General features: G+C 73.6%; 23 protein-coding genes. 8 read left to right on the top strand and 15 right to left on the bottom strand.

Features of this window, described 5'->3' with window-relative positions; translation table 11 throughout:
- The first annotated feature begins 247 nt into the window (after positions 1-247).
- A complete protein-coding gene (locus ACY0MR_RS04535; RefSeq protein WP_473559249.1) occupies positions 248-3265 on the top strand; it encodes a carbohydrate binding domain-containing protein in 3018 nt (1005 codons plus the stop codon).
- Positions 3266-3317: 52 nt separating this feature from the next.
- Here the strand turns inward: ACY0MR_RS04535 and ACY0MR_RS04540 are convergent, their stop codons facing one another.
- Together ACY0MR_RS04540 and ACY0MR_RS04545 are read right to left on the bottom strand one after the other, a co-directional pair.
- Entirely contained in the window at positions 3318-3884 is a 567-nt protein-coding gene (locus tag ACY0MR_RS04540) for a TetR/AcrR family transcriptional regulator (protein WP_473559251.1), read from the bottom strand.
- Between the two features lie 7 nt (positions 3885-3891).
- Entirely contained in the window at positions 3892-4254 is a 363-nt protein-coding gene (locus tag ACY0MR_RS04545) for a DUF1304 domain-containing protein (protein WP_388794930.1), read from the bottom strand.
- Between the two features lie 218 nt (positions 4255-4472).
- On the opposite strand from ACY0MR_RS04545, the gene ACY0MR_RS04550 reads away from it, so the two are divergent.
- The 3 genes from ACY0MR_RS04550 (at position 4473) to ACY0MR_RS04560 (ending at position 9091) form a co-directional block, all read left to right on the top strand.
- A complete protein-coding gene (locus ACY0MR_RS04550) occupies positions 4473-6293 on the top strand; it encodes a S8 family peptidase (RefSeq protein WP_361851700.1) in 1821 nt (606 codons plus the stop codon).
- A 204-nt stretch (positions 6294-6497) separates the two neighbouring features.
- Positions 6498-7400 carry an AurF N-oxygenase family protein gene (locus tag ACY0MR_RS04555; protein WP_361851697.1) on the top strand — a complete coding sequence of 301 codons (903 nt, stop codon included), beginning with the start codon at positions 6498-6500 and terminating at the stop codon, positions 7398-7400.
- A 32-nt stretch (positions 7401-7432) separates the two neighbouring features.
- Positions 7433-9091, top strand: a complete 1659-nt coding sequence (locus ACY0MR_RS04560) for an FAD-dependent oxidoreductase (protein WP_403317054.1) — start codon at positions 7433-7435, stop codon at positions 9089-9091.
- A gap of 144 nt (positions 9092-9235) precedes the next feature.
- On the opposite strand, the gene ACY0MR_RS04565 is transcribed toward ACY0MR_RS04560, so the two are convergent.
- The gene (locus ACY0MR_RS04565; RefSeq protein WP_388794937.1) at positions 9236-9814 is read right to left on the bottom strand and encodes a Type-2Aa cytolytic delta-endotoxin; all 579 of its coding nucleotides are present in this window, start codon (positions 9812-9814) and stop codon (positions 9236-9238) included.
- 114 nt (positions 9815-9928) lie between these two features.
- Positions 9929-10768, bottom strand: coding sequence for a LysR family substrate-binding domain-containing protein (locus tag ACY0MR_RS04570; protein WP_392863890.1), 840 nt, complete (start codon positions 10766-10768; stop codon positions 9929-9931).
- Positions 10769-10832: 64 nt separating this feature from the next.
- Here ACY0MR_RS04570 and ACY0MR_RS04575 point away from each other — a divergent pair, with 64 nt between their 5' ends.
- The 3 genes from ACY0MR_RS04575 (at position 10833) to ACY0MR_RS04585 (ending at position 12880) form a co-directional block, all read left to right on the top strand.
- A complete protein-coding gene (locus ACY0MR_RS04575) occupies positions 10833-11243 on the top strand; it encodes a DUF5997 family protein (protein WP_388794943.1) in 411 nt (136 codons plus the stop codon).
- Positions 11244-11374: 131 nt separating this feature from the next.
- Positions 11375-12316: a universal stress protein gene (locus tag ACY0MR_RS04580; protein ID WP_404078591.1), complete on the top strand. Its 942-nt coding sequence runs from the start codon at positions 11375-11377 to the stop codon at positions 12314-12316.
- A gap of 63 nt (positions 12317-12379) precedes the next feature.
- Positions 12380-12880 (top strand): nucleotide triphosphate diphosphatase NUDT15, encoded by a 501-nt coding sequence (locus ACY0MR_RS04585; protein WP_473559256.1) that lies wholly within the window; start codon positions 12380-12382, stop codon positions 12878-12880.
- Here the strand turns inward: ACY0MR_RS04585 and ACY0MR_RS04590 are convergent.
- Entirely contained in the window at positions 12853-13185 is a 333-nt protein-coding gene (locus tag ACY0MR_RS04590; protein WP_473562003.1) for a hypothetical protein, read from the bottom strand. The genes ACY0MR_RS04585 and ACY0MR_RS04590 overlap by 28 nt on opposite strands.
- Before the next feature lie 120 nt (positions 13186-13305).
- Here ACY0MR_RS04590 and ACY0MR_RS04595 point away from each other — a divergent pair, with 120 nt between their 5' ends.
- Entirely contained in the window at positions 13306-14103 is a 798-nt protein-coding gene (locus ACY0MR_RS04595; RefSeq protein WP_473559258.1) for a VOC family protein, read from the top strand.
- 69 nt (positions 14104-14172) lie between these two features.
- On the opposite strand, the gene ACY0MR_RS04600 is transcribed toward ACY0MR_RS04595, so the two are convergent.
- The 10 genes from ACY0MR_RS04600 to ACY0MR_RS04645 all read right to left on the bottom strand — a co-directional run bounded on the left by ACY0MR_RS04600 (position 14173) and on the right by ACY0MR_RS04645 (position 24724).
- Positions 14173-15759 (bottom strand): hypothetical protein, encoded by a 1587-nt coding sequence (locus tag ACY0MR_RS04600; protein WP_473559260.1) that lies wholly within the window; start codon positions 15757-15759, stop codon positions 14173-14175.
- A gap of 116 nt (positions 15760-15875) precedes the next feature.
- On the bottom strand, positions 15876-16070 hold the full coding sequence (locus ACY0MR_RS04605) for a hypothetical protein (RefSeq protein WP_073905938.1): 195 nt from the start codon (positions 16068-16070) through the stop codon (positions 15876-15878).
- A gap of 120 nt (positions 16071-16190) precedes the next feature.
- Positions 16191-16892 (bottom strand): ABC transporter ATP-binding protein, encoded by a 702-nt coding sequence (locus tag ACY0MR_RS04610; RefSeq protein WP_392863891.1) that lies wholly within the window; start codon positions 16890-16892, stop codon positions 16191-16193.
- Positions 16885-17883, bottom strand: a complete 999-nt coding sequence (locus tag ACY0MR_RS04615; RefSeq protein WP_473561694.1) for an ABC transporter ATP-binding protein — start codon at positions 17881-17883, stop codon at positions 16885-16887. The genes ACY0MR_RS04610 and ACY0MR_RS04615 overlap by 8 nt, the downstream gene beginning before the upstream one ends.
- A gap of 11 nt (positions 17884-17894) precedes the next feature.
- Positions 17895-18731 (bottom strand): ABC transporter permease, encoded by an 837-nt coding sequence (locus tag ACY0MR_RS04620; RefSeq protein ID WP_473559262.1) that lies wholly within the window; start codon positions 18729-18731, stop codon positions 17895-17897.
- Complete coding sequence (locus tag ACY0MR_RS04625) at positions 18724-19716, bottom strand: ABC transporter permease (protein ID WP_388794963.1); 993 nt, start codon at positions 19714-19716, stop codon at positions 18724-18726. The genes ACY0MR_RS04620 and ACY0MR_RS04625 overlap by 8 nt, the downstream gene beginning before the upstream one ends.
- The gene (locus ACY0MR_RS04630; RefSeq protein WP_473559264.1) at positions 19713-21329 is read right to left on the bottom strand and encodes an ABC transporter substrate-binding protein; all 1617 of its coding nucleotides are present in this window, start codon (positions 21327-21329) and stop codon (positions 19713-19715) included. The genes ACY0MR_RS04625 and ACY0MR_RS04630 overlap by 4 nt, the downstream gene beginning before the upstream one ends.
- A 145-nt stretch (positions 21330-21474) precedes the next feature.
- Positions 21475-22581 carry an acyl-CoA dehydrogenase family protein gene (locus ACY0MR_RS04635; protein WP_473559266.1) on the bottom strand — a complete coding sequence of 369 codons (1107 nt, stop codon included), beginning with the start codon at positions 22579-22581 and terminating at the stop codon, positions 21475-21477.
- The gene (locus ACY0MR_RS04640; RefSeq protein ID WP_473559268.1) at positions 22578-23759 is read right to left on the bottom strand and encodes an acyl-CoA dehydrogenase family protein; all 1182 of its coding nucleotides are present in this window, start codon (positions 23757-23759) and stop codon (positions 22578-22580) included. Before ACY0MR_RS04640 ends, ACY0MR_RS04635 begins: the two co-directional genes overlap by 4 nt.
- Positions 23756-24724 carry an NADPH:quinone oxidoreductase family protein gene (locus tag ACY0MR_RS04645; RefSeq protein WP_388794973.1) on the bottom strand — a complete coding sequence of 323 codons (969 nt, stop codon included), beginning with the start codon at positions 24722-24724 and terminating at the stop codon, positions 23756-23758. The genes ACY0MR_RS04640 and ACY0MR_RS04645 overlap by 4 nt, the downstream gene beginning before the upstream one ends.
- Between the last annotated feature and the right edge of the window lie 40 nt (positions 24725-24764).

Consider the following 24764-nt stretch of genomic DNA (forward strand, 5'->3'; position numbering starts at 1 on the left):
GAGCGTCACCGCCTTCCGCGAGGCACCGCCCGCATCCGCCGGGCCGCGGTCGCCCGACCGACGCCGGCCACGGCCGCGACCGCCCGTCCGCACTTCCGTCGAAACCCTTTACGGCGCAGCCGCCCGGCGATACGTTCCGGCGACGCAAGACGTTTCCGAAACTTTCCGACAGCGTTTCCAGCGGGCTTCGGCTCCCGTCCGGGGCAGAGCTCTGCCCGGTGACGCCCGGCCCTGCCTGGAGACACGGATGAGACGTGCGCCCGGACCGACACCCGCGCGCCGCCGGCTGCCCCTGCGGCCGCCGGCGGCACTCGCGCTCGCCGCGGGGATCCTCGGACTGCTGACCGCGCCCGCCGGCGGTCCCGCCGCGACCACGGGACCGCGCACCGCGCCGGTCGCGGCCGCCGAGAACACCACGACGGTCTTCTACTGGACGAAGACCCGCGACTGGACCCGCTACCACCTCCACTGGGCCCCGGACGGCGGCTCCTGGACCACCGTCCCGGGCACCGCGATGGAGGCCGCGTGCACGGACTGGGTGAAGAGGACCGTCAGCCTCGGCGCGGCCGCCGGACTCCAGGCCGCCTTCACCGACGGCAGCGGCACCTGGGACAACAACGGCGGCCGGAACTACGCCCTCGGCACCGGTTCCGTCACCGTCAGGGACGGCGTGATCGCCCACTCCGACCCCTGCGCCGGGACCACCCCCGACCCGACCCCGACGCCCGGCGCGAAGGCCACCGTCTACTACTCGACCGAGGCCCTCGGCTGGTCGACCGCCAACATCCACTACCGGCCTGCGGGCGGCGCCTGGACCGCGGTCCCCGGCGTCGGCATGCAGGCCGCCTGCGCAGGCTGGTGGAAGCGGGAGGTCGACCTCGGCACGGCGGGCTCCCTCACGGCCGCCTTCAACAACGGGAACGGCATCTGGGACAACAACGGCGGCGCCGACTACACCATCGGCACCGGCGTCAGCACCGTACGGAACAAGGCCGTGACGGCGAACGCCGCCGACCCGTGCGCCGCCGAACCACCCGACACCCGGGCGCCGTCCGCCCCGGCGAAGGTCACCGCCGCCGCGGACGGCGTCTCGGTCCTGCTCACCTGGGATCCCGCCACCGACGACAGGGGCGTGACGAAGTACCAGGTCACCCGGACGGGCGGCAGCGGCGGGACGCTCGTCACCGATGTCGGCTCCACGGTGTTCTCCGACACGGACCTCGCCGAACGGACCGCGTACACGTACACGGTGAAGGCCGTGGACGCCGCCGGCAACGTCTCCGCCGCCTCCGCGCCCGCGAGCGCCACCACCGGGGACAGGCCGGCCACCCCCGGCACGGGGCGTCCGCTCGGCACCGACCCGCGCAAGGACCCCGTCTACTTCGTGCTCACGGCCCGCTTCAACGACGGCGACCCGTCGAACAACCGCGGCGGCGCCCAGCACACCGCATCGGGCAACGCCGCCCACGACGACCCCATGTTCCGGGGCGACTTCAAGGGCCTCATCCAGAAACTGGACTACATCAAGGCGCTCGGCTTCTCGGCCGTCTGGGTCACCCCCGTGGTCCTCAACCGGTCCGACTACGACTACCACGGCTACCACGGCTACGACTTCTACAAGGTCGACCCGCGCCTGGAGTCCGCCGGCGCCTCCTACCAGGACCTGATCGACGCCGCCCACGCCAAGGGCATGAAGATCTACCAGGACGTCGTCTACAACCACTCCTCGCGCTGGGGCGCCAAGGGCCTGTTCACGCCCACCGTCTACGGCGTCCGGGACGGTCAGTGGAGCTGGTACTACGACGAGAGGCAGCCCGGCTTCGAGTACGACGGACTCACGGTCGACGCCAAGTCCGGCAAGTCGTACTACAACGGCGACCTGTGGTCGACGGCCGAGCCGGCCGGCAACACCTGCCTCGACTGGGGCAGGCCCACCGGCGGCAGGAGCGCCGAGGGGTACACGCTGTACAACTGCCAGTGGCCGAGCCCGACCTCCAGCATGTTCCCGAAGGCGCTCTTCCACCAGTGCTGGATCGGCAACTGGGAGGGCGAGGACTCCCGTTCCTGCTGGCTGCACGAGGACCTGGCCGACTTCGACACCGAGAACCCGACCGTGCAGACCTACCTGATCGGCGCCTACGACAAGTACATCGACATGGGCGTCGACGGGTTCCGCGTGGACACCGCCGTCCACATCCCCCGCACCACCTGGAACCGGCGCTTCCTGCCCGCCATCCAGGAGCGGGTGACGCAGCGCCACGGCGTCGAGGCCGCGAAGAACTTCTTCGTCTTCGGCGAGGTCGCCGCCTTCGTCAACGACAAGTGGAACCGCGGCTCGGTGAACCACTCGGCGCAGTTCTTCACCTGGAAGGAGCGCAAGGAGTACGCCGCGGACGACGCGAAGGCCGCGCTGGAGATGTACGCCGACGAGCAGCAGCGGGGCACGGGCGACCAGCCCACCTCCACCAACGCCTTCCTGAACGGCAACAGCTACCACACCCCCGATCACAGCCGCTTCTCGGGCATGCACGTGATCGACATGCGCATGCACATGAACTTCGGCGACGCGTCCAACGCCTTCTCCAACGGCAAGGACTCGGACGACAGCTACAACGACGCCACGTACAACGTCGTCTACGTCGACAGCCACGACTACGGCCCGAACAAGTCGAGCGAGCGCTACGCGGGCGGCACCGACGCCTGGGCCGAGAACATGTCGCTGATGTGGACCTTCCGCGGCATCCCGACGCTGTACTACGGCTCCGAGATCGAGTTCCAGAAAGGCAGGAAGATCGACTGCGGGCCGTCCTGCCCGCTCGCCACCACCGGCCGCGCCTACTTCGGCGACCACCTCGCCGGCACCGTCACGGCCTCGGACTTCTCCCAGGTCTCCGCGGCCTCCGGAGCCGTGGCCACGACGCTGGCGCAGCCCCTCGTGAAGCACGTGCAGCGGCTCAACCAGATCCGCCGGGCGATCCCGGCGCTCCAGTCGGGCCAGTACTCCACGGAGGGGATCTCGGGCGGCATGGCGTTCAAGCGCCGCTACACGGGCGGGGGCACCGACAGCTTCGCCCTCGTCACCGTCTCGGGCGGCGCCACCTACACGGGCATCCCGAACGGGACCTACACCGACGCGGTCACCGGCGACGTGAAGACCGTCACCGGCGGCACGCTCTCGGTCCCCGCACCCGGCCGCGGCAACCTGCGGGTGTACGTGCTCGACGGCCCCGGCAGGATCGGCACCGCGGGACCGTACCTGAAGTAGCGCCGGCCGCCCCGTACGGCCCGGACGGACCTGTCCGCCCGGGCCGTACGGGCTACCCCGGCGGCGTGCGGTGCAGCGAGACGAGCAGACGCCAGACCATGCGGGCGATCCGGTCGGCGTCGCCCTCGACCAGACCGTGGAGCCAGTCGGCGAGCACCCCCGTGAAGGTCGCCGCCACGGCCGAGGCGATCAGCTCGGGTTCGGGGGCGCCGACCAGGCGGCGCTCGTGGAGGCTGCGGGCCCGCAGGTCCGCGTGGAGCACGAGCCCGAGCGGCCCGCCGCCGCCCGGGCGCAGCAGGGCGCGGTAGAGGCCGGCGTGCGGGGCGAGTTCCGCGAGGAAGTCGCCCAGGGCGGGCGGCGGCGACGCCGGGTCGGGGGTGCCGCGCCAGGCGTGCAGGGCGTCGACCGCGTCGCGGACGACGCCGGCGCAGGCGTCGACGGCCAAGGCCTCCAGGTCGGCGTAGTGCAGGTAGAAGGTGGCACGGCCGACTCCCGCCCGGCGGACCAGCGGGGCGATGGCCACCTCGGCCAGCGGGCGTTCGGCGCACTCGTCGAGGAGGGCCTGCCGCAGCTTGGCCCGGGTCCTGGCCGCGCGGGGGTCGCCGGGTGTGGTGGTCACGGGCGGATCACCGGCTCAGCAGGACGGCGCCGAGGGCGAGCGCCCCGGGGAGCGCCTGGGCGACCAGGATGCGACGGTTGGCGGTGGCGCCGCCGTACAGCCCGGCGACGACGACGCAGCCGAGGAAGAAGACCTGGACGCGGAATCCGGTCGGATCCGCGGCGACGAGGCCCCAGACGAGTCCGGCGGCGAGGAAGCCGTTGTAGAGGCCCTGGTTGGCGGCGAGCGGGGCGGTCGCCCGGGCCATGTCGGCGTCGAAGCCGGAGAGGCCGCGCCCGGGCCCGCGCTCCCACAGGAACATCTCCAGCACCAGGATGTAGACGTGCAGGGCCGCCACCAGCCCCACCAGCACGTTCGCCGTCGTCTCCACCGTCGTCTCCTCCGCACAGCCGATTTCCTGGACAGCTGTCCACTATACATGGACACCTGTCCAGAAAGTCGGTTCGATCGGTCAACAGTGCGTAACGCGAACGGGCTTCTCGGGCTGAACGCTTCCTTCCGCCCCGCGACTCTGGGATCTTGCGTCCACCCCACACATCACAGGGCCCGGCGGGCGCCACCCGCGCCACCGGGTCATCGGAGGACGCATTGTTTTCCCTCATATCCAGCCGCTTGAGATCGTCGGCCATCGCCGTCGCGGCGCTCGGCACGACCGTCGCGCTCGCCGCTCCCGCGGGACTCGCCCAGGCAGCACCGACCGACACGGAGCCCGTCGCGGCCCGTTCGGCGGGGGCGACGCAGAGCACCACGACGAAGGCGGCGGCTCCGGCCGCCTGGGCCGCGGGCACCCGCGCCTACCTGGTGATCACCGCGCCCGGCGGCACCTCGGCGGTCACCGGCGCGATCACGGCCAACGGCGGCTCGGTCTTCGCCGGTTACGACGCGATCGGCGTGATCGTGGCGCACTCGACCTCCGCGTCGTTCGCCTCGTCGATGCGCGCCGTCAGCGGCGTCCAGCAGGTCGGCGCGACCCGCACCTCGGACGTCCCCGCCGACGCCTACAACCCGGCCCTCCCGGCCAACCCCGCGCAGTCGGCGACCACGCTGACGGAGTCGAACCGCTGGGACATGACCCAGATCAAGGCCGAGCAGGCCTGGGCGGTCACCACCGGTTCGGCGAGCGTGAAGGTCGGCGTCCTCGACACCGGCGTCGACGACCAGCACCAGGACATCGCGCCCAACTTCAACGCCGCCGACTCGGCCTCCTGCGCCTACGGCAAGGCGGACGCGCGGACGGGTGCCTGGCGTGACGTCGGCACCCACGGCACGCACGTCGCGGGCACGATCGCGGCCGCCAAGAACGGCAAGGGCGTCATCGGCGTCGCGCCGGGCGTGAAGATCTCCTCGGTCCGCATCGCGGAGCCGACCAGCAGCCTGTTCTTCGCGGAGAACACCATCTGCGGCTTCATGTGGGCCGGTGACCACGGCTTCAAGGTCACCAACAACAGCTACTACACGGACCCGTGGCAGTTCAACTGCCCGGACAACCTGGACCAGGCCGCCATCATCGAGGGCGTCCGCCGGGCCCAGGTGTACGCCGAGGGCAAGGGCTCGCTCCAGGTGGCCGCCGCCGGCAACTCCAACTACGACCTGGCGAACAAGACGACCGACTCCGAGAGCCCCAACGACTCGACCCCGGTCACCCGCACCATCACCAACGCCTGCCTCGACATCCCGACCGAGCTGCCGGGCGTCGTCACCGTCGCCTCGCAGGCCAGCGGGGGCGCCAAGGCCTCGTACTCGAACTTCGGCAACGGCGTGATCGACGTCGCCGCGCCGGGCGGCGACGGCTCCACCCAGGTCTACTCGACGCTGCCGGGCGGCAAGTACGGCAACATGAGCGGCACCTCGATGGCCTCCCCGCACGTGGCGGGCGTCGCGGCGCTGATCGCCAGCACCAACCCGACGTTCACCCCGGCGCAGATCCGGGACCAGCTGGGCGCCCAGGCCACGGACCGCGCGTGCCCCTCGGACACCCGCTGCAAGGGCACCTCGACCAAGAACGGCTTCTTCGGCGAGGGCGCCGTCGACGCCCTGAAGGCCGTCGGGGGCACCACCCCGCCGCCCGGCAAGTACTTCGAGAACCTCGCCGACGTCACGATCGTGGACAACGGCACGGTCGAGAGCCCGATCACGGTCAGCGGCGTGACGGGCAACGCCCCGGCCACGCTGAAGGTGGGCGTGGACATCAAGCACACCTACATCGGCGACCTGAAGGTCGACCTGGTCGCTCCGGACGGGACCGTCTACACGGTCCACAACCGGACCGGCAGCGGCACGGACGACATCGTCCAGACGTTCACCGTCAACGCCTCCTCCGAGGTCGCGAACGGAGTCTGGAAGCTCCGGGTCAACGACAACGCGAGCCAGGACACCGGGAAGATCGACGCCTGGAACCTGACCTTCTGATCCCACCGGCACCTCCCGCACGACCTCTCGACGGGGCCGGAACCCACCTGGGTTCCGGCCCCGTTCGCGTGCCCGCGGGAAAAAGTCGGTACCGGGGGGTAGGCCTGACCCGGCCCCTTGCTATACGTTCCGTCTAACAGCTTGCTAGACGTGAAGTCTAATAAGAGCCCGAGCCGCCGATCGCGCGATCCAAGGAGCCGCACCATGGCAAGCAGCACCGTTCGCCCGGAGCCCGATGACCAGGACGTCGCCGAGCGGCTGCTCCGGTCGGCCGCGAAGCTGTCGTACGACCCCGCCGTCGAGGTGGACTGGGACACGCCCCTCGACGAGGACTTCCACGGCCAGAGCCCCGAGTGGAACTCCCTCTACGGCACCGCGTACTGGAACGAGATGACGGAGGCCCAGCAGAAGGAGCTGACCCGTCAGGAGACGGCCTCGGTCGCCAGCACCGGCATCTGGTTCGAGATGATCCTCCAGCAGATGGTCCTCCGCGACATCTACCGGATGGACCACACCGACCCCCGGTTCCAGTGGGCCCTCACCGAGATCGCCGACGAGTGCCGGCACTCGATCATGTTCGCCCGCGGCTCCCAGAAGCTCGGGGCTCCCTCCTACCGGCCCAGGCGGGCCGTCCTGGAGCTCGGACGCTTCATGAAGACCGTCGGCTTCGGCGAGGCCGCCTACGCCGGCATCCTCGTCGCCGAGGAGGTCCTCGACGTCATGCAGCGCGACTGGATGCGCGACGAGCGGGTGGTCCCCTTCGTCCGCACCATCAGCAACATCCATGTCGTCGAGGAGTCCCGGCACATGAAGTTCGCCCGGGACGAGACGCGCCGCCACCTCGCCCGCGCGGGCCGGACCCGCCGCCACTTCCAGGCCCTCGTCGTCGCCATCGCCGCGTACTACATCATCACCAGCCTGGTGAGCCCCGAGGTGTACGTCCGTGCCGGACTCGACCCCGAGCGGGCCCGCCGCGAGGCCGCGGCCAACGAGCACTACAAGGCGCAGCTGCGCGCCAGTTGCTCCGGACTCATGGAGTTCCTCGCCGACGTCGGCATGCTGACCCGGCCCGCGCTCTTCTTCTACCAGCGCGCCCACCTCGTCTGATCCCCCGAGCCGAGCAGAGCAGAGCCGACGACATGACCTACGCGATCACCCAGACCTGCTGCAACGACGCCACGTGCGTCGCCGTCTGCCCGGTCAACTGCATCCATCCGACGCCCGAGGAACCGGACTTCGGCACCACGGAGATGCTCTACATCGATCCGGGGAGCTGCATCGACTGCGGCGCCTGCGCCGACGCCTGCCCCGTCGACGCGATCTTCCCCGCCGACCGGCTCACCGGCCGGCTGCGCGCGTACGAGGCCGTCAACGCCGCCTACTACGCGGACCGCGCGCCCGGACCCGCCCTCGCCTCGCCCAACTTCCACCCGTGGGGCCAGCCCTCGTTCCCCCGCTCGCTGCCGGCCGACTTCGCCCCGCTGCGGATCGCGGTCGTCGGCACCGGCCCCGCCGGCATGTACGCCGCCGAGGACCTCCTGCTGCACACCAACGCCGAGGTCACCCTGATCGACCGGCTCCCGGTGGCCGGGGGACTCCTCCGGCACGGCGTGGCGCCCGACCACCCGGCGACCAGGGGGGCCGGGGACGCCTTCGCCCGCTTCCACGCCCACCCGAGGGTCAAGATGCGGCTGGGCGTGGAGATCGGCAAGGAGGTCACGGCCGAGGAGCTCGCGGCGCACCACGACGCGGTCGTCTACGCGGTCGGCGCGCCCTCCGACCGCCGGCTCGGCATCCCCGGCGAGGACCTCCCCGGCAGCGTCTCGGCCACCTCGGTCGTCTCCTGGTACAACGCGCACCCCGAGACGGCCGCGGACGCCGTCCCGCTCACCCCGGGGCGGGTGGTCGTCGTCGGCAACGGCAACGTGGCCCTCGACGTCGCCCGCGTGCTCGTCACCGACCCCGACGCCCTCGCCGCCACCGACATCGCCGACCGCGCCCTCGCCGCGCTGCGCCGCACACCGGCGCGCGAGGTGGTGCTGCTCGGCCGTCGGGGCCCCGGGGAGGCGGCCTACACGCACTCCGAACTGCTCGCCCTGAAGCACCTGCCGGGTGTGGACCTGGTCCTCGACGACCGGGACCCGCGCACGGGCGCGGCCGTGGACACGGCCGCGGACGGGGCGAAGGCGGCGCTGCTGCGGGACGTGGCGCGGGAGACGGTGGACTGGACGCGGGAGCCCGCGCCGGACCGCCGGCGCATCGTGCTCCGCTTCCACTCCGCCCCGGTGGAGGCCGTGGGCGGCGAGGCCGTCCGCGCGGTCCGGGTCACCGAGGACGGATCGCCGGACGGGACGGAGATCGCGGCGGGCCTCCTCGTCCGCGCGATCGGCTACCGGGGCGTCCCGCTGGCGGGTCTGCCCTTCGACGAGGCGACCGGCACGGTGCCGCACGAGGCCGGGCGGATCGCCGGGCTGCCCGGAGCCTACGTCGTCGGCTGGATCAAACGCGGTCCCACCGGCGGCATCGGGGCCAACCGCGCCTGCGCCGAGGAGACCGTCGGGTCGCTCCTCGCGGACGCGGTGGCCGGTGTGCTGCCCGCGCCGACGGGCACCGCGCAGGAGTTCCGCCGGCTGGCGCGGCGGCGGAGCCGTCATCTGGTGGACGCGCGCGGCCTCGCGGCCATCGACCGCACCGAGCGGGCCAGGGGACGGGACGAGGGACGCCCGCGGGTCAGACTCGCCACGGTGCCGGAGCTCGTGGCGGCGGCGCGGGGCGGTCGGCTGCGCCCGAGGGACTGACCGAGGGGGCCGAGGGGCCCGCGGTGCGGTCCGGGGGCGGCGCGGGATCCGCGCGGAGGGGCCGGGACGGGACGGCCCGAGGAACAGGGGGCGGGGGCGTCCGGCCCGGGACGGCGGGCCGGCGGGTCGCCGGGGGGCGGGACGTCAGGCCACGAGGTCGAGGGCCTGGCGGACCACGATCGCGTTGAGCCGGACCGCGAACGGCACGGTGTCGGTCAGCTCCAGGGCGACGGCCCGCGCCTTCGGCAGCTCGACGGTCACGTCGACGCAGAAGGCCAGGGCGTACATGTGCTCCCCGGTCTCCTCGTCCTGCAGGGCGAAGAACAGGTCCCGGTAGAACCGGGTCCGCTCAGCCGACTCCTCGTAGAACGACAGCCCGGGCTGCCCCTCCTGCGCGGCGAGGCCGGTGAAGGCCTGGACGAGCTCCCGCTCGACGGTGGCCCAGAACCCGGCCTCCGCGCACTCCGGCGGAAGCGCCTGCCGGACGGCCTCCTTCAGGGAGAGGACCATGACGAGGACGGGGGCGTACTCCTGGAGCCCCCAGCCCCGCACCATCTTCACCACGGTGCTGTCCGGGACGGCCGCGGCGGCCTCCCGGATGGCCTCGAAGTCGAAGTTGACGGTCGCCGGGGCGATCGCCTCCTGGAACACCCGGTCGATCGACCGGGCCTGCGCGAGATGGTCCGCTCCCACCTCGACGACGGTCCTGAAACTGGCGGCCAAAGCTCCTCCTGGATGATCTCGGTGATCAGGAGGGGTCAGTATGCCGACCGCCCGCCGGGCCCGGTGGGCGGCGTCCGCCGTACGGACGGAGGCCGCCCGAGCGCACGGCGCGCCTCAGGAGCGCTTGCGGGGCTTCCCGCCCGTACGGCCCCGGCCCGAGCCCCCGGCGGCGCCGCCCTTGCGGGCCGCGGCCTTGCCCGTCGTACGGGAACCGGCGCCCGGCTTCCCGGACCGGGCGGGCGTGGCCCCCGACCTGCGGTCCTTCTGCTCCTTCGGCTGCTTCTGGCCCTTCTGCGCCTCGGCACGGCGCCCGCGCGTGCTGTTCACCGTCCGGCCCCGCACGATGCCGATGAACTCCTCCACCAGGTCGGGCGCCTCGTCCGCGGCCTGCCACGACAGGGCCACCCGGGACTGCGGGACGTCGTTCAGCGTCCGGTAGGTGAGGTCCTTGCGGTGGTGCAGCCGGGCCAGGGACTGCGGCACGGCGAGCACGCCCACACCGGCGGCGACCAGCTCGATGGCGTCCGCGGTCGTCGCCGGCCGCTCGTTCGCCGGGCGGCCGGGCAGCCGCTCCCAGTCGAGGGTGTCGTCGAGCGGGTGCAGGACGAGCTCCTCGGCGAGGTCCTCGACCGCGACCTCTTCGGCCGCCGCGAACAGGTGGTCCTTGGGGACGACGACGACCGTCGTCTCCGTGTACAGCGGAATGGCGCTGAGGTCGTCCCGGTCGACGGGGAGCCGGACCAGGCCGGCATCGGCCGCGCCCTCCCGGAGCGCGCCGAAGGCCTCGGCGGGCGTCAGCGGCACCAGGGTCAGGGGGACGTCGGGCAGGCGCTCGTTCCAGACCCGCACCCACTTGGAGGGCGTCACTCCCGGCACGTAGGCGAGCCGGAAGGAGAACGGGGAGGGAGCGGGGGAAGCGGGGGAATCAGCGGGGGAAGCGTCCGAGCCTGTCACCCCGCCAGGTTACCGGTAGCGACCGTGGTCGGAACTCGCCCGCACGCTCGATACCCTTGACACCATGACGTCGCACCAGAGCACCCAGACGATGAAGCCCGCCACCGCGGCGAAGAAGCTGGGTGTGTACCTCGAGGCCACCCCCGCAGAGTTCCAGGAGGGTGTCGTCTCGCGCAGCGAGCTGAACCAGCTCCAGGCCGATCCCCCGGCCTGGCTCGAGGAGCTGCGGAAGAACGGCCCGCACCCCCGCCCCGTGGTCGCCCAGCGGCTCGGCATCTCCATCGCGGGCCTCGCCCGCGGCGGCATCACCGACCCGCTCACCACCGAGCAGATCGAGGAGCTCCGGCAGGAGCTCCCCGAGTGGCTGCGCAAGGAGCGCGCCACCCAGGCGGAGGTCCGCAAGGAGACCGTCCGCATCAAGGAGCGCAACGCCGAGCGTGCCGAGCGGGCGGCCCGCCGCGCCCAGGGCGCCTGACCGTCCCCCCACCGGACCGGTGACCGACGGGCGGACCGTCGGTGCCGGTCCGGTGTCGTCCGCGGCCTCCCGGCGGGACGCGAGGGGCCTGACCGGTGTGGCGCGGGCCCGGCCGCGGGAGTCATGGCCCCATGAGTGACACGAACACCGCGTCCGAGCCGCCGGTCGTCGTCGGCGTCGACGGTTCCGAGCACAGCCTCCGGGCCCTGACCTGGGCCCTGAGCGCCTCCGAGAAGCTGGCGGCGCCGCTGGTCGTGGCCCATGTGCGCTCCGACGCCCTCCAGCTCGGGGCCGCCCGGATCGCCTCCCTCGGCCCCTCCCCCGAGATCCCCGACACCGTCACGGCGGCCGTGCGGAGGACCGTCGAGGAGCGCGGGCACCGCATGCCCGTCCGGTACGAGACGCTCGACGGCTCCGTGACCGACGCCCTGCCCGCCGTCGCCCGGGGCGCCCGGCTGCTGGTGACCGGCTCCCGCGGGCACGGCGGCTTCGCGAGCCTGCTGCTGGGCTCCACCAGCCGCACCCTCGCCGCCACCGCGCCCTGCCCGCTCGTCGTCGTCCCGCACGAGGCGCGCACGGCCGCCCTGGGCAGCGGGGCGGCGGCCGGCCGGGTGCTGCTGGGCCTGCACCCGGAGGAGACGCCGGACGAGGTGGTGTCCTTCGCGTTCGAGGCGGCGCACCACCGGGGGGTGCCGCTGGCGGCCGTGACGGCGGTCCGGCTGCCTCCGCAGCCGGGCAGCCCCGTCGTGGCGCCCGCCCCGGCGCTCCAGATGCCCCCGCAGCTGCCCCTCGCGGACGCGGCGGAGCGGTTCGTACGGGAGGCGGAGCGGGAGCAGGCCGAGCGGCTGCGGCCCTTCGCCGCCCGGCGGCCGGACGTCGAGCTGGTTCCCGCGGTGGTGCCGGCGGACGCGGCGGGCGTGCTCGTGGAGGGGTCGCGGGACGCCGGACTGCTGGTCGTGGGCCGCCATCACCGGCACCGGTTCGGCTCGCTGCTCATCGGCTCGGTCGCGCACGCGGTGCTGCACCACGCCCACTGCCCGGTCGCGGTGGTTCCCCCGGTGTCCCGGCCCTGACAGGGTCGGAGGCGCGGGCCCCGGCGTTGTGCGGCGGGGAACGCCGCTGGTAGAAGGGGTGCCATGAGTGCCGTCGAACGGGCCGCAGCCGCCCGGCGCAACGTCCAGCCGCCGTCCGCCCAGGCCTCGCTCGGGGCGGGGGTCGTGGTGACCGACGAGGCGGGCCGGGTGCTGCTCGGCCTGCACCGCTCCGGCGTGTGGGAGCTGCCGGGCGGGAAGGTCGAGCCGGGCGAGTCCGTGGAGGAGGCGGCGGTCCGCGAGCTGGCCGAGGAGACGACGCTCCTCGCGGAGCCCGCGGACGTGGAGGTCATCGGGCTGGCCCTGGACTCGATCACCTCGTCCCGGATGACCCGGATGACCGCCGCGACGGCGGTGCGCGCCTTCCGGGGCGTGCCCGCCGTCGCCGAGCCGGACTCGATCGAGCGCTGGGAGTGGACGGACCCCGCCCGGCTGCCGGAGGCACTGTTCCTGCCGTCCGCGCAGGTGCTGCGGATGTGGCGGCCGGAGCTGCCGCTGCCGGGCGGGCCGTTCCACCGCTACACGCTGGGCCGGCTGCCGGACTGATCCGGGCCGGCCGCCCGGTCCGGGAGGGTGCGGGCGAGCCGGAATCCGACGTCGTCGATCCGCGGCGTCGGGTGGCTGCGGCGGCGGACCGAGGCGCGGCAGGTCCAGTGCTCGTCGAACCGGCCGCCGCGCGCGGGCCCCGGCGGGGCGCCCGTGACCTGCCCGTACAGCTCGCGCGTGACGGGGACGGCGCCGAGGGCGAAGGGGCCGACGTCGACCGCCCGACTCCGTCGTGTGCGCCGGTCCGCGAGCGTGACCCGCCCCGCCGGTACGCGGATCATCGCGTGGTCCCCCTGTGTGGTCATGGTCCCGATGGTCCCCGCCCGCGGAGCCCGGTCGCGTCGTGTCACCGCGCGGGGCGGGGCGAGCGTGGCTAGCGTGGCTCACAGGAACACGTCGTCGAATCGGAAACGGGAGTCATCGTCATGGCCGTACGACCCGAAGGCACGCCCGTCTGGGCCGATGCGATGTTCAAGGACGTCGAGCTCGCCAAGACGTTCTACGGCGACGTACTCGGCTGGACCTTCGGCGAGTCCTCCTCGGAATATGGCAACTACACGCAGGCCTACCGGAACGGGAAGGCGGTCGCGGCCGTCGTCCCGCCGATGCCGGGGGACGACGGGCAGGGGCAGTCGGCCTGGTGTCTCTACTTCGCCTCGCCCGACGCCGCCGCCACGGCGGAGAAGGTCAGGGCCGCCGGGGGCACCGTGCTGATGGAGCCGATGCAGGTCGGCGACTTCGGGTCGATGTGCCTCGCGCAGGACCCGACGGGGGCCGTCTTCGGCGTCTGGCAGGCGGGGCGGCACGAGGGCTTCGAGCTGGAGGGGGAGACCGGTTCCTACATCTGGGCCGAGGTCTTCACCCGTGAGCCGGCGAAGGCCGATCCCTTCTACACCTCGGTCTTCGGCTTCCGCTCGAAGAAGATGCAGGATGAGGACATGGACTACCGGGTCTTCGACCTCGGCGGCGACCCGCTGCTGGGCCGGATGGAGATGACGGCGGAGGACTTCCCGCCGGAGGTCCCCTCGTACATCCAGGTGTACTTCGCCGTCGACAACTGCGACAAGGCGGTCGAGGCGGCCGAGCGTCTCAACGGGCGGAAGGTGTTCGGGCCGATGGACAGTCCGTTCGGCCGCTTCGCGGCGATCCTGGACCCGCAGGGGGCCGCGTTCGCCGTGATCGACGTCCGGACCACCGTCGGTGAGATGCCCGAGATGGTCTGAGCGGGTCGTGACGGCGCCTGGCGGGCGGGGCCGCCCCCGGACCACCGGTCCGGGGGCGGCCCCCTGCGGTCAGGCGCCGTCGCGGACCGCGACGATGCCGTTGAAGACACCGACGTAGGCGGTGCCGTCGGGGCCGAGGGTGATCGGCGCCCAGTTGTTGTCGTAGGCGAGGCCCGTGCCGGTGAAGCGGCTGAAGACGCGCTCTCCGGTGCGGAAGTCCACGGCCGTGAGGTACCAGGCGTCGATGCCCCAGGAGTTCGGGCGCTTCTCGTAGAAGTAGAGCAGTCCGTTGGCCGTCGAGAGCTTGGGGACGGTCGACGGGGAGCGGACGTCGCTCTCCCAGACGGTGTCGCAACCGCTGCCGTCGGCGCGGACGTCGATGCGGGTGGCGCCGCCGACGACGCTCTTGCCGAGGAGGAGCGTACTGGGGTTCTCGTAGCCGTAGTTGTTCTCGACGACGAGGCTGTTGCCCCAGCTGATCAGGGAGTTGTCGGTGGTGGAGGCGCCGGAGCCGAACACGGGGACCTTGCAGACGAGGCGCTCGCCGGCGGGGACGTCGGCGCCCCTTCGGTAGACGAGGACGTTCATCCGGTCGTCGGCGTTGTCGGTGATGGCGACGTACTCGTCGTGCGGGCCGAAGAGGTCGGGGGTGGTGCCCGAACCCTGGTTGACCGAGCCGGGCTTGGTGCCGGTGCCCCGGTCGTACACTTCGCGCCAGCGCACCCGCGGCACGCCGTCCGCGTCGGCGCGGAAGCTGTACAGGGCGTGGTCGGTGACGAGGGAGACGCCGTCCTCGGCGACGGAGAAGGAGTTCTGGATCTCCTCGCCCTCCAGGCGGACGACGCGCAGCGCGCCGGTCGCGGGGTCGACGGTGCCGACCCGGCCGAGTCGGGTGACCCACCAGATGCGGCCGTCCCAGTCCGGCATGACGGAGGTCACCGGGTCGCACACGCCGCTGGGGAAGAGGTTGGTCCAGCCGACGCAGTCGTGCGGGACGAGCGGGGTCAGGTCCCAGTCGTTCTCGACGACGAACTCCCAGGTGCCGTCCGGCTTCTGGCGGTGGGCGATGCGCTGGATGTGCTGGCGCGAGTCGGCGAGGACCACGCGGTCGCGGTCGTCGAGGTAGAAGTAGGCGCCGCCGGAGGTGTCCTTGAAGATCTTCTCGAAGTCGAGGCGGGTGATGGCCTCGACGGTGGAGGAGCGCTGCGGCAGCTTGTACTCGGCGAGGGTGTCCAGGGTGGTCGGGTCGAGCAGCTTCAGCAGGAAGCCGCTGAAGGTGCCGCAGACGGTGACGAGCCGGCCGCCGGAGTCGAAGGTGACGGTGGCGCACTCGCCGCCGACGGGGGCGATCTTCTCGCTGTCCACCCGGGGTGAGCGGCCGAGCGGGCCGGGGTGGGGGTGGGTGCCGCTGCCCGCCCCGTCGGCGTGCATGCCGCTGCGGCCGTTGGGGGCGAGGTACGGGTGCTGGGCGGGGCTCCTGCCCGGCACGGGCCGCGCGGTGGCCGGGGCGCCCTCGTAGTGCTCCACGAGGCGGTGGCCGAGGCCGAGGGGGATCTCCTGGGCCTGGGCGACGGGTACGGAGCCCACCAGGAGGGCGGCGGCGAGCGCGATCAGGGTGAGCGCGCGGGCTCGTCTTCGGGGCGGGTGCGTGGCCAATGCGGCTCCTCGGGTTGCTGGCATCTGTCGCGCCGGCGGCCGACGCTAGGCCCGAGTGCGTGAGATGTACATGCAACTGCCCTGTGTTTCACGGGCAGTTCACGCTGTGGAAACGATCACGGGTTGAGGCTGGAGACCACGTTGGCGGTGGCGGCGACCCCGTTGTGGATGGTCGGCGCCATGCTGGTGCCGGCGAGGAAGAAGCCCAGCAGGGCGCAGACGAGCGCGTGGGTGACCTTGAGTCCGCCGTTGCGCAGGAAGATCACGGCCAGCACCAGCAGCAGCACCACGACAGAAATGGAAACGGCCATCGCGTTCACGTCCCTCCGTCGCCGCACCGGAATTGCGGCGTTCGGCGGACAGTGTGTCGGAATGCGCGGTCCGTCCGGGCGAGCGGCGGGGCGGCCATACGGGTGAGATTCGGTCCGGGGTCAGCCCGCGGCGGGCCCGGCGCCGTCCGGCCGTCCGCCCGTCTCGGCGGGCAGGCAGTCCCGCCACTCCACGGTCCGGTCGCACCAGCGGTGCAGCAGGACCCGGTCGTGGCCCACCGCGAGCAGACCCGCACCGGTCTCCTCCCGGTAGGCCTCGACGGCGCCGACCAGGGCGGCCGTGGTGGAGGCGTCCAGCATGGCGGTCATCTCGTCGCAGATCAGCCAGCGGGGTCGCAGGGCCAGCGCCCTCCCCAGGCAGGCGCGTTGGAGCTGGCCGTCGCTGACCTCGTGCGGACGGCGCCCGAGCAGGTCCGGGGTGAGGCCGACGGCGGGGGCGAGTTCGGCGAGGCGGGCCGCCGCCTCGGCGCGCCGGCCGGTGGCCCGGAGCGGCTCGACGAGGAGGTCGGCGAGGGTGAGGCGGGGGTCGGCGGCGGTCCGGGGCTGCTGGAACACGACGCCGACGGCGGTGCGCTGGGCGCGCGGGGCCCGGTGGCGCCAGCCGGTGACCTCGGTGCCGTCGAGGACGAACCGGCCCTCGTCGGGGCGGTGGAGGAGCGCCGCGACCCGGGCGAGCGTGGACTTGCCGCAGCCGCTGGGGCCGAGGAGTCCGACGGACTCGCCGGGTGCGACGGTGAGGGAGGCTCCCCGGAAGACGGGGGCGCGGCGGTCGTATCCGGCGGTGACGGCGTCGAGTTCAAGCACGGGGGCGCTCCGGGTGGTGACAGGCCAGGTCGGCCGTGAACTCCGGTCGGGCGGAGCAGCGTGCGGTGGCGGAGGGGCAGCGCGGGGCGAAGGCGCAGCCCTCCGGCAGCGCCGAGAGCTCCGGCGGCATCCCGGGGATCGGGGTGAAGGCCCGGTCGGGCAGCGCGTCGAGGAGTCCGCGGGCGTAGGGGTGGCGGGGGCCGTCGGGTCCGAAGAAGCGCCGGGCGGGGGCGATCTCGACGATGCGGCCGGCGTACATGACGGCGACCCGGTCGGCGATCCGGGCGGCGGCGGCCAGGTCGTGGGTGATGAGGAGGAGGGCCCGGCCGTCGTCGGCGTGGCGGCGCAGCTCGTCCACCGTGCGGTCGACGAGGTCGCGGTCGAGGCCCGTGGTCGGCTCGTCGGCGAGCAGCAGCCGCGCGTCGCCGACGAGGGCGAGGGCGGTGGCGGCGCGCTGGGCGAGTCCGCCGGAGAGTTCGTGGGGATGGCGGTCGAGGTGGCCTGCCGGGAAGGCGGCCCGCTCCGCGGCGGCCTCGGCGGCCTGACGGCGCGCCCGGCGGGGGGCGTCGGTCAGGGCGCGGACGGTCTCCTCCAGCTGGGCCCGCACGGTGCGGACGGGAGTGAGGTGGGCGGCGGGGCTCTGCGGTACGAGCCCGACCCGGCGTCCGCGTACGGTGCGGGCGAGGGTCTTCTCGTCGGCCGCGAGCAGGTCGGTGGCCCCGGCGTCGCCGGAGCCCGCGAGCAGGGCCGTACCGGACGTCTCGGCGTTGGCGGGGAGCAGTCCGAGGAGGGCGGAGGCCAGCACGGACTTGCCGCACCCGCTCTCGCCGACCAGGGCGAGGCACTCCCCCGCGCCCAGGTCGAAGCCGGCGCCGTCGACGGCTTCGACGGTACGGCCGCCGCGCAGCCGGAAGCGGACGCTCAGGTCGCGGACGCTGAGAACCGCGTCCTCGGCACGCTCGGCGGTGACGGCCTGGAGGGCGCGGAGCACGTTCTCTGCGCTCACAGCATGAGCTCCGATCGGCGGCGCGGGTTGAGGCGGTCGCGCCAGACGCCGGCGAGGCCGGCGATGGCGAGCGTCGGGACGATGAGCAGCAGTCCGGGGAAGAGCGTCGGCCAGCCGTGGCCGGCGAGGAGCGAGGAGCGGGCGTTCTGGACGAGGTTGCCCAGGCTCGCCTGGTGGCTGGGGAGTCCGAGGCCGAGGAAGGAGAGCGCGGACTCGTGCCACATGGCGTGCGGGACCATGAGGACGGCGGCGAGTCCCGCCTGCGGCAGGACGGCGGGCAGCAGGTGCCGGACCGTGACGCGCCACCGGCCCGCGCCGCCGGAGATCGCCGCCTCGACGAAGGGCCGGGTGCGCAGCGAGAGGACCTCGGAGCGCACGATGCGGGCGGTGGAGAGCCAGTGGGTGACGGCCACGGAGGCGATCACGGGCCAGACGCCGGGCCGGAAGAGGGCGACCACGAAGATGCCGAGCAGCAGGTGCGGCACGGAGGAGAAGGCGTCGACGACGCGCATCAGGGTGCGGTCGGCCCAGCCGCCGAGGGCGCCGGCGGCCGCGCCGACGGCGGTGCCGACGACGGTGGCCACGAGCGCGGCGACCAGGCCGACGAGCAGCGAGATCCGCAGGCCGTAGACGCACCGCAGGAGCAGGTTGCGGCCGAGGTCGTCGGTGCCGAAGGGGTGGTCCCAGGACGGCGGGAGGAGCTTGCGCGAGAGGTCGACGGCCTGTTCGTCGAGCTGGACGAGCGGCGGGACGGCCAGGACGGCGAGGAGGACCGCGCCGACGACGAGGGCGGAGCTCCAGAGCCGCAGGCGGTGGGTGCGCGGGTCAGCCATCGAAGCCCACCCTCGGGTCGGCGAGTCCGTACAGGAGGTCGGAGAGCAGGTTGCCGAGGAGGACGGCGGCGGTGGCGAGGACCGTGAGCGCCGCGAGCAGCGGGAAGTCCACGGAGGTCGCGGCCTGGACGGTGGCGGCGGCGATGCCGGGCCAGCTGAACACGGTCTCGACGAGCAGGGCTCCGGTGATCAGCTCGGGCACGCGGGAGCCGACGAGGGTGAGCATGGGCAGCATGCCGGAGCGCAGGGCGTGGCCGGTGAGCACGGTGCGCTCGCTGAGGCCGCGGGCGCGGGCGCCGCGCACCGGGTCCTCGTCCAGGGCGTCCCCGACGCCCTGGCGGACGTAGAGGAAGAACCAGGGCAGCTGCGAGACGCCGAGGACGAGTGCGGGCAGGACGAGGTGGCGGGCGACCTGGTCGGCGGTGACGGTGTCGCTGGCGGTGTCGGTGAGTCCCCCGGCGGGCAGGGCGCCGAGCTGCAGGGCGAAGAACCAGATGGCGAGGAGGCCGAGCCAGAAGGCCGGCGCGGCTTCCAGGGTGTACGCGACGGAGCTGACGGCCCGGTCGAGCGGGCCGCCGCGGCGGCGCCCGGCGAGGACGCCGAGGAGGGTGCCGAGGGCGATGGCCACGAGGAACGCGGTGACGGCGAGGAGGACGGACCAGCCCAGGCGTTCCCCGACGACCTCGGCCACGGGGCGGCGCATGACGGCGGAGTCGCCGAGGTCGCCGGTGAGGGCCGAGGTGAGCCACTCCCACCAGCGGGTGAGGAGGGGCCGGTCGACGCCGAGGTTGGCGCGGAGCTGGTCGAGGTTCTCCTGGGAGGCGGTGAGGCCGGCGGTGCCGGCGTAGGCCTTGACGGGGTCGAACGGGGAGGCCTCCGCGACGGCGAACACCGCGAAGGTGACGGCGAGGAGGACGGGGACGGCGGCGAGGGCGCGCCGTCCCGTCATCCGGGCCATGGCCCCCCAGGGGAGGCGGCGGCTCACTTCTCGGCGTCCCCGGTGGTCTTCGGCTTCCAGTCCTCGACGTTCCACCAGGGGCCGGAGGCGAGGCCGTGGTCGTGCGGCTCGGTCTGGGTGCCGAGCCCGTCCCAGGCGTCGGCGACGACGTAGAGGTGGTCGATGTGGGTGAGGAAGGTGTAGCCGGGGTTCTTCACGAGTTCGCGCTGGACGGTGTCGTACGCGGCGCGGCGTTCGGCGAGGACGTTCGTGCGGCGGCCCTCGTCGAGGGCGCGGTCGACGGTCTCGTTGTCGTACCAGGCCATGTTGTTGAAGCCGTCGCCGCCGAGGCTGGACTTGAGGAGCAGGTACTGGTCGAAGTCGGGGTCGCCGGGTGCGCCGCCGCCGGCGAGGACGGCGTCGGTCTTCATCCGGGGTTCGATGACCTCCCAGGTGCCGGCCTGGGCGGTGACGGCGATGCCGGCCTTCTTGGCGTCGGAGGCGTAGGCGAGGGCGTGGTCCTGGCGGAGCTTGTCTCCGGAGAGGTACCAGAGCGGGAAGGCGGCGCGGACGCCGTTCTTGACGCGGACGCCGTCGGGGCCGGGCCTCCAGCCGGCCTCGTCGAGGATCTTCTGCGCCCCGGCGAGGTCGTGGCGGCGCTCGGTGCCCTTCGCGAACCAGGGGCTGCCGGTGGGGACGGGCCCGTAGGCGGGCTTCCCGGCTCCTTCGAGGATCTTGTCGACCATGGCCTGCCGGTCGACGGCGAGGTCGAGGGCGCGGCGTACGGCGGTGTCGCCGGTGACGCGGTGGTGGGTGGGGAGGGTGACGGTGCGGTAGTCGTAGGTCGTCGCCGTCCAGGTCTTCTTCGCCCGGTCGCCCTTGAAGCCGGCGGCGAGGTTCGGCGGGAGGATGGCGCCGTCGAGGTCGCCGGCGCGGAGGCGGGTGGCGCGGACGTCGTCGTCCTTGATGATCGCCATGGTGAACCTCTTCACCGCGGGCGCGCCGTTCCAGTAGGTCGGGTTGGCCTTGAAGCTGAGCTTCTCGCCCTTGGACCAGCCGGTGAGCACGTACGGGCCGGTGCCTATGGGCTTGCTGGTGAAGGCGCCGGTGTTGACGTCCTGCTTCGCCGCGACGTGCTCGGGGGCGATGGCGTGGACGGTGCGCTCGGCGAAGGGCGCGTAGGGGTACTTGAGGCGGAAGACGACGGTGTCGTCGCCGACGGCCTCGACGCTCCTGAGGGCGTCGAGTTCGGTGCGCGAGGGGTTGTTCGTCTTCGGGTCGAGGATCGTCCGGTAGGTGAAGACGACGTCCTCGGCGGTGAAGGGCACGCCGTCGCTGAAGGTGACCCCGTCGCGGAGGGTGTAGGTGTAGGTGAGCCCGCCGTCGGTGACGCGGGGCAGCGCGGTGGCGAGCGCCGGGCGCAGCTTCATGTCGGCGTCGAAGGCGAGGAGACCGTCGAAGATCTTGGAGTTGCCGTCCTTGCCGTAGCCGAGGAGCGGGCTGAGGGTCTCGGGCTCGTAGGCGATGCCGACGACCGCGGAGTCCTTGGGTCCGCCGGATGCCCCGGCGGTGGCGCCGGGGTTCGTGCAGGCCGCCGCGGTGAGGGCCACGGCCCCCGCGAGCGTCGCGGCGGCCGTGCCGCGGAGGAATCGGGCGGTCATCCTGTCCACACCCCTTTTGGAGATCAACTGTTTTTGCGAACAGATTGCAATTAAACATTATGTAAAGGGGTGTGGACGCCTCGGCCCCTTACCGGGCGGGGCCGAGCCGGCGTCAGGCGGGGCCGGGGGCGGGAACGATCCGGCGCTAGGCGGGCGGCGCCAGGTCGGCCAGGGCGGCGACGGTGTCCTGGTGGCGGCCGGTGGAGCCGAGCGCGATCTGGTCCGCCTTGGCCCGCTTGAGCGCCAGATGGGCCGGGTGCTCCCAGGTCATCCCGATCCCGCCGTGCAGCTGCACGCACTCCTCGGCCGCCCGGACGGCGACCCGCGAGCAGTACGCCTGGGCGACGGCGACGAGCAGCGGGGCGTCCGCGCTGCTCGTGGCGAGGGCGTCGGCGGCGGCGCGGGCCGCCGCCCTGGCGCCGACGAGGTCCAGCCACAGCTGGGCCATGCGGTGCTTGAGGGCCTGGAAGGAGCCGACCGGCCGGTTGAACTGGTGGCGCTCGCGCGTGTACCGGACGGTCTCCTCCAGGCACCACTCGGCGAGCCCGAGCTGTTCCGAGGCGAGGAGTCCCGCCCCGGCGAGCAGCCCGCGGCCGACCGCCACGCGGGCCGCGTCGGGGCCGGCCAGCGGGGTGCCGGCCCCCGCCGGAGCGGTGACCGCGGCCAGGGGGCGGGTGAGGTCGAGCGGGGTCTGCGGCTCGACGGTGGCCTCGCCGGCGGGGACCGCGGACAGCCCGTCGGCCGACAGGACCAGGAACACGTCGGCGGCGGCGGCGTCGGCGACCGCCGGGACCCGGCCGCCGGACGGGAGGTCCGCCCCGGGCGCCGTCGGCAGCGGTACGGCGAGGACCGCGACCGTCCGGCCGGCCGCCGACTCGGCGAGCAGTGCGGCCGCCGCGTCGCTCTCCGCCACCAGGGCGAGCAGGGCCTCGGTGGCCACCACGGCGCTCGTGAGGTACGGCAGCGGGGTCACCGCGCGGCCCAGCTCCTCCAGCACGACGGCGGCCTCGCGGTGGCTCGCGCCCTGGCCGCCGAGCTTCTCCGGGACGAGCAGCCCGGCGGCGCCGATGTCGGCGGCGAGGGACTTCCACAGGCCGGGGAGGTAGGGGCTGTCCGTCTCGATCCGGCCGAGCAGGGCCTGGTGTCCGGCCCGGTCCGCGAGCAGGGCGCGGACGGCGGCCCGCAGGTCGTCCTCGGTCTCGGAGTAGAGGAGGTCGAGCGGCTGCTGCACCGCTTCGGGCGATTCCGTCATCGGGCGAGGTCCTTCCAGGCGACGTCCTTGTCGTTGCGGGGCTCGGGCGGCAGGCCGAGGACCCGTTCGGCGACGATGTTGAGCAGCACCTCGCTGGTCCCGCCCTCGATCGAGTTGCCCTTGGAGCGCAGGTAGCGGTAGCCGGCGTCGCGGCCGGTGAAGTCCACGAGCTCGGGGCGGCGCATCTCCCACTCGCCGTACAGCAGGCCCTCTTCGCCGAGGAGTTCGACCTCCAGGCCGCTGATGGCCTGGTTGAGGCGGGCGAACGCCAGCTTCATGGCGCTGCCCTCGGGGCCGGGCCGGCCCGCGACGAGCTGCTGGCGGAGCCGCTCCCCGGCGAGCCGGGCGACCTCGGCCTCGACCCAGTGGTCGAGCAGGCGCCGGTGCAGCTCGTGGGTGCGCAGTGCGGGGCGCTCGCGCCAGGTCGCGGCGACCTTCCCGATCATGCCGCCCTCGCGGGGGATGCGGGCGCCGCCGATGGAGACCCGCTCGTTCATGAGGGTGGTCTGGGCGACCCTCCAGCCGTCGCCGACCTCGCCGAGGCGGTGGGCGTCGGGGATGCGGACGCCGGTGAGGAAGACCTCGTTGAACTCGGCCTCGCCGGTGATCTGGCGCAGCGGCCGGACCTCGACGCCGGGGTCGGTCATGTCGCAGACGAAGTAGGTGATGCCCCGGTGCTTGGGCGCGTCCGGGTCGGTGCGGGCGATGAGGATGGCCCAGCGGGCCGTGTGGGCGCTGGACGTCCACACCTTCTGCCCGTCCACCACCCAGTCCTCGCCGTCCTGGACGGCCCGGGTGGCGAGGGCGGCGAGGTCGGAGCCGGCGCCGGGCTCGCTGAACAGCTGGCACCAGACCTCCTCGCCGACCCAGAGCGGGCGGAGGAAGCGGCGCCTGACCTCGTCGGTGCCGTGGGTGAGGACGGTGGGGGCCGCCATGCCGAGGCCGATGCCGATCTTGCGCGGGTCGTTGTCGGGGGCGCCGGCGGCCGCGAGTTCGGCGTCGACGACGGCTTGGAGCGCGCGCGGCGCGTCGAGGCCGCCGAGGCCGACGGGGTAGTGGACCCAGGCGAGGCCGGCGTCGAAGCGGGCCCGCAGGAAGTCGGTGCGGTCGGTGGTGGAGGGCGGGTGCTCGGCCAGCAGCTTCCGGGTGCGTACGAGGAGTTCCTCGGCGCCGGTCATGCGCGGGCTCCTTCCGGGAGGACGACCAGGCGGCCGGTGGTGGTGCCGTCGGCGACCCGCTGCACGGCGTCCGCCGCGCCGGCGAAGGGCACGCGCTCACCGATGAGGGGCTTGACGAGGCCCTTGGCGGCGTAGGCGGTGAGGGTCTCGTGGCAGCGGCCGATCGAGGCGGGGTCCTTCGCCGCGTAGAGGCCCCAGTGGAGGCCGAGGACCGAGTAGTTCTTCACCAGGGCGTGGTTGAGGGCGGGCGCCGGGATCGTGCCGCTGGCGAAGCCGACGATCACGATGCGGCCCTCGAAGGCGACGCACTTGGCGGACTGCTGGTAGGCGTCGCCGCCCACCGGGTCGTAGACCACGTCGGCGCCGCGGCCGCCGGTCGCGGCCTTGACCGCGGCGACGACGTCCTCGGAGTGCCGGTCGACGACCACGTCGCAGCCCAGGGCGCGGGCGGCGGCGGCCTTCGCGGGTCCGCCGACGACGCCGATGACGGTGGCGCCCGCGGCCTTGCCGAGCTGGACGGCGGCGCTGCCGACGCCGCCGGCCGCCGCGTGGACCAGCAGGGTCTCGCCCTCCTGGAGGGCGGCGCGGCGGTGCAGGCCGAACCAGCCGGTCTGGTAGCCGATGTGGAGCGCGGCGGCCTCGGCGTCGTCGAGCGACTCGGGGGCGGGCAGCAGCCCGCGCGCGTCGGCCAGGACGTACTCGGCGAAGCCGCCGTGCGGGAGGGCTGCGGTGGTGACGACCCGGCGGCCGTCCTCGGTCTCCGCGCAGACCTCCACGCCGGGGGTGAAGGGCAGCGGGGGGCGGATCTGGTAGTGGCCGCGGCAGAGCAGCGCGTCGGGGAAGTTGACGTTCGCGGCGCGGACCCGGAGGAGGACCTGGCCGTCGCCGGGCGTGGGCGGCGGCACCTCCTCGCGGCGCATCACCGCGCGCGGTTCCCCGTTCTCGTACACACGCCATGCCTGCATCCGAAAGCCTCCTCCGTACCGAGCGGTCGGTTGCATACTA

It is taken from the genome of Streptomyces sp. JN8, assembly GCF_055808075.1.

Bases quoted from the DNA above. Each gene is read 5' to 3' on its own strand.
- ACY0MR_RS04535 (WP_473559249.1), top strand. From the start codon at position 248: ATGAGACGTGCGCCCGGACCGACACCCGCGCGCCGCCGGCTGCCCCTG.
- ACY0MR_RS04555 (WP_361851697.1), top strand. From the start codon at position 6,498: ATGGCAAGCAGCACCGTTCGCCCGGAGCCCGATGACCAGGACGTCGCC.
- ACY0MR_RS04560 (WP_403317054.1), top strand. From the start codon at position 7,433: ATGACCTACGCGATCACCCAGACCTGCTGCAACGACGCCACGTGCGTC.
- ACY0MR_RS04575 (WP_388794943.1), top strand. From the start codon at position 10,833: ATGACGTCGCACCAGAGCACCCAGACGATGAAGCCCGCCACCGCGGCG.
- ACY0MR_RS04580 (WP_404078591.1), top strand. From the start codon at position 11,375: ATGAGTGACACGAACACCGCGTCCGAGCCGCCGGTCGTCGTCGGCGTC.
- ACY0MR_RS04585 (WP_473559256.1), top strand. From the start codon at position 12,380: ATGAGTGCCGTCGAACGGGCCGCAGCCGCCCGGCGCAACGTCCAGCCG.
- ACY0MR_RS04590 (WP_473562003.1), bottom strand. From the start codon at position 13,185: ATGACCACACAGGGGGACCACGCGATGATCCGCGTACCGGCGGGGCGG.
- ACY0MR_RS04595 (WP_473559258.1), top strand. From the start codon at position 13,306: ATGGCCGTACGACCCGAAGGCACGCCCGTCTGGGCCGATGCGATGTTC.
- ACY0MR_RS04605 (WP_073905938.1), bottom strand. From the start codon at position 16,070: ATGGCCGTTTCCATTTCTGTCGTGGTGCTGCTGCTGGTGCTGGCCGTG.
- ACY0MR_RS04620 (WP_473559262.1), bottom strand. From the start codon at position 18,731: ATGGCTGACCCGCGCACCCACCGCCTGCGGCTCTGGAGCTCCGCCCTC.
- ACY0MR_RS04630 (WP_473559264.1), bottom strand. From the start codon at position 21,329: ATGACCGCCCGATTCCTCCGCGGCACGGCCGCCGCGACGCTCGCGGGG.
- ACY0MR_RS04635 (WP_473559266.1), bottom strand. From the start codon at position 22,581: ATGACGGAATCGCCCGAAGCGGTGCAGCAGCCGCTCGACCTCCTCTAC.
- ACY0MR_RS04640 (WP_473559268.1), bottom strand. From the start codon at position 23,759: ATGACCGGCGCCGAGGAACTCCTCGTACGCACCCGGAAGCTGCTGGCC.
- ACY0MR_RS04645 (WP_388794973.1), bottom strand. From the start codon at position 24,724: ATGCAGGCATGGCGTGTGTACGAGAACGGGGAACCGCGCGCGGTGATG.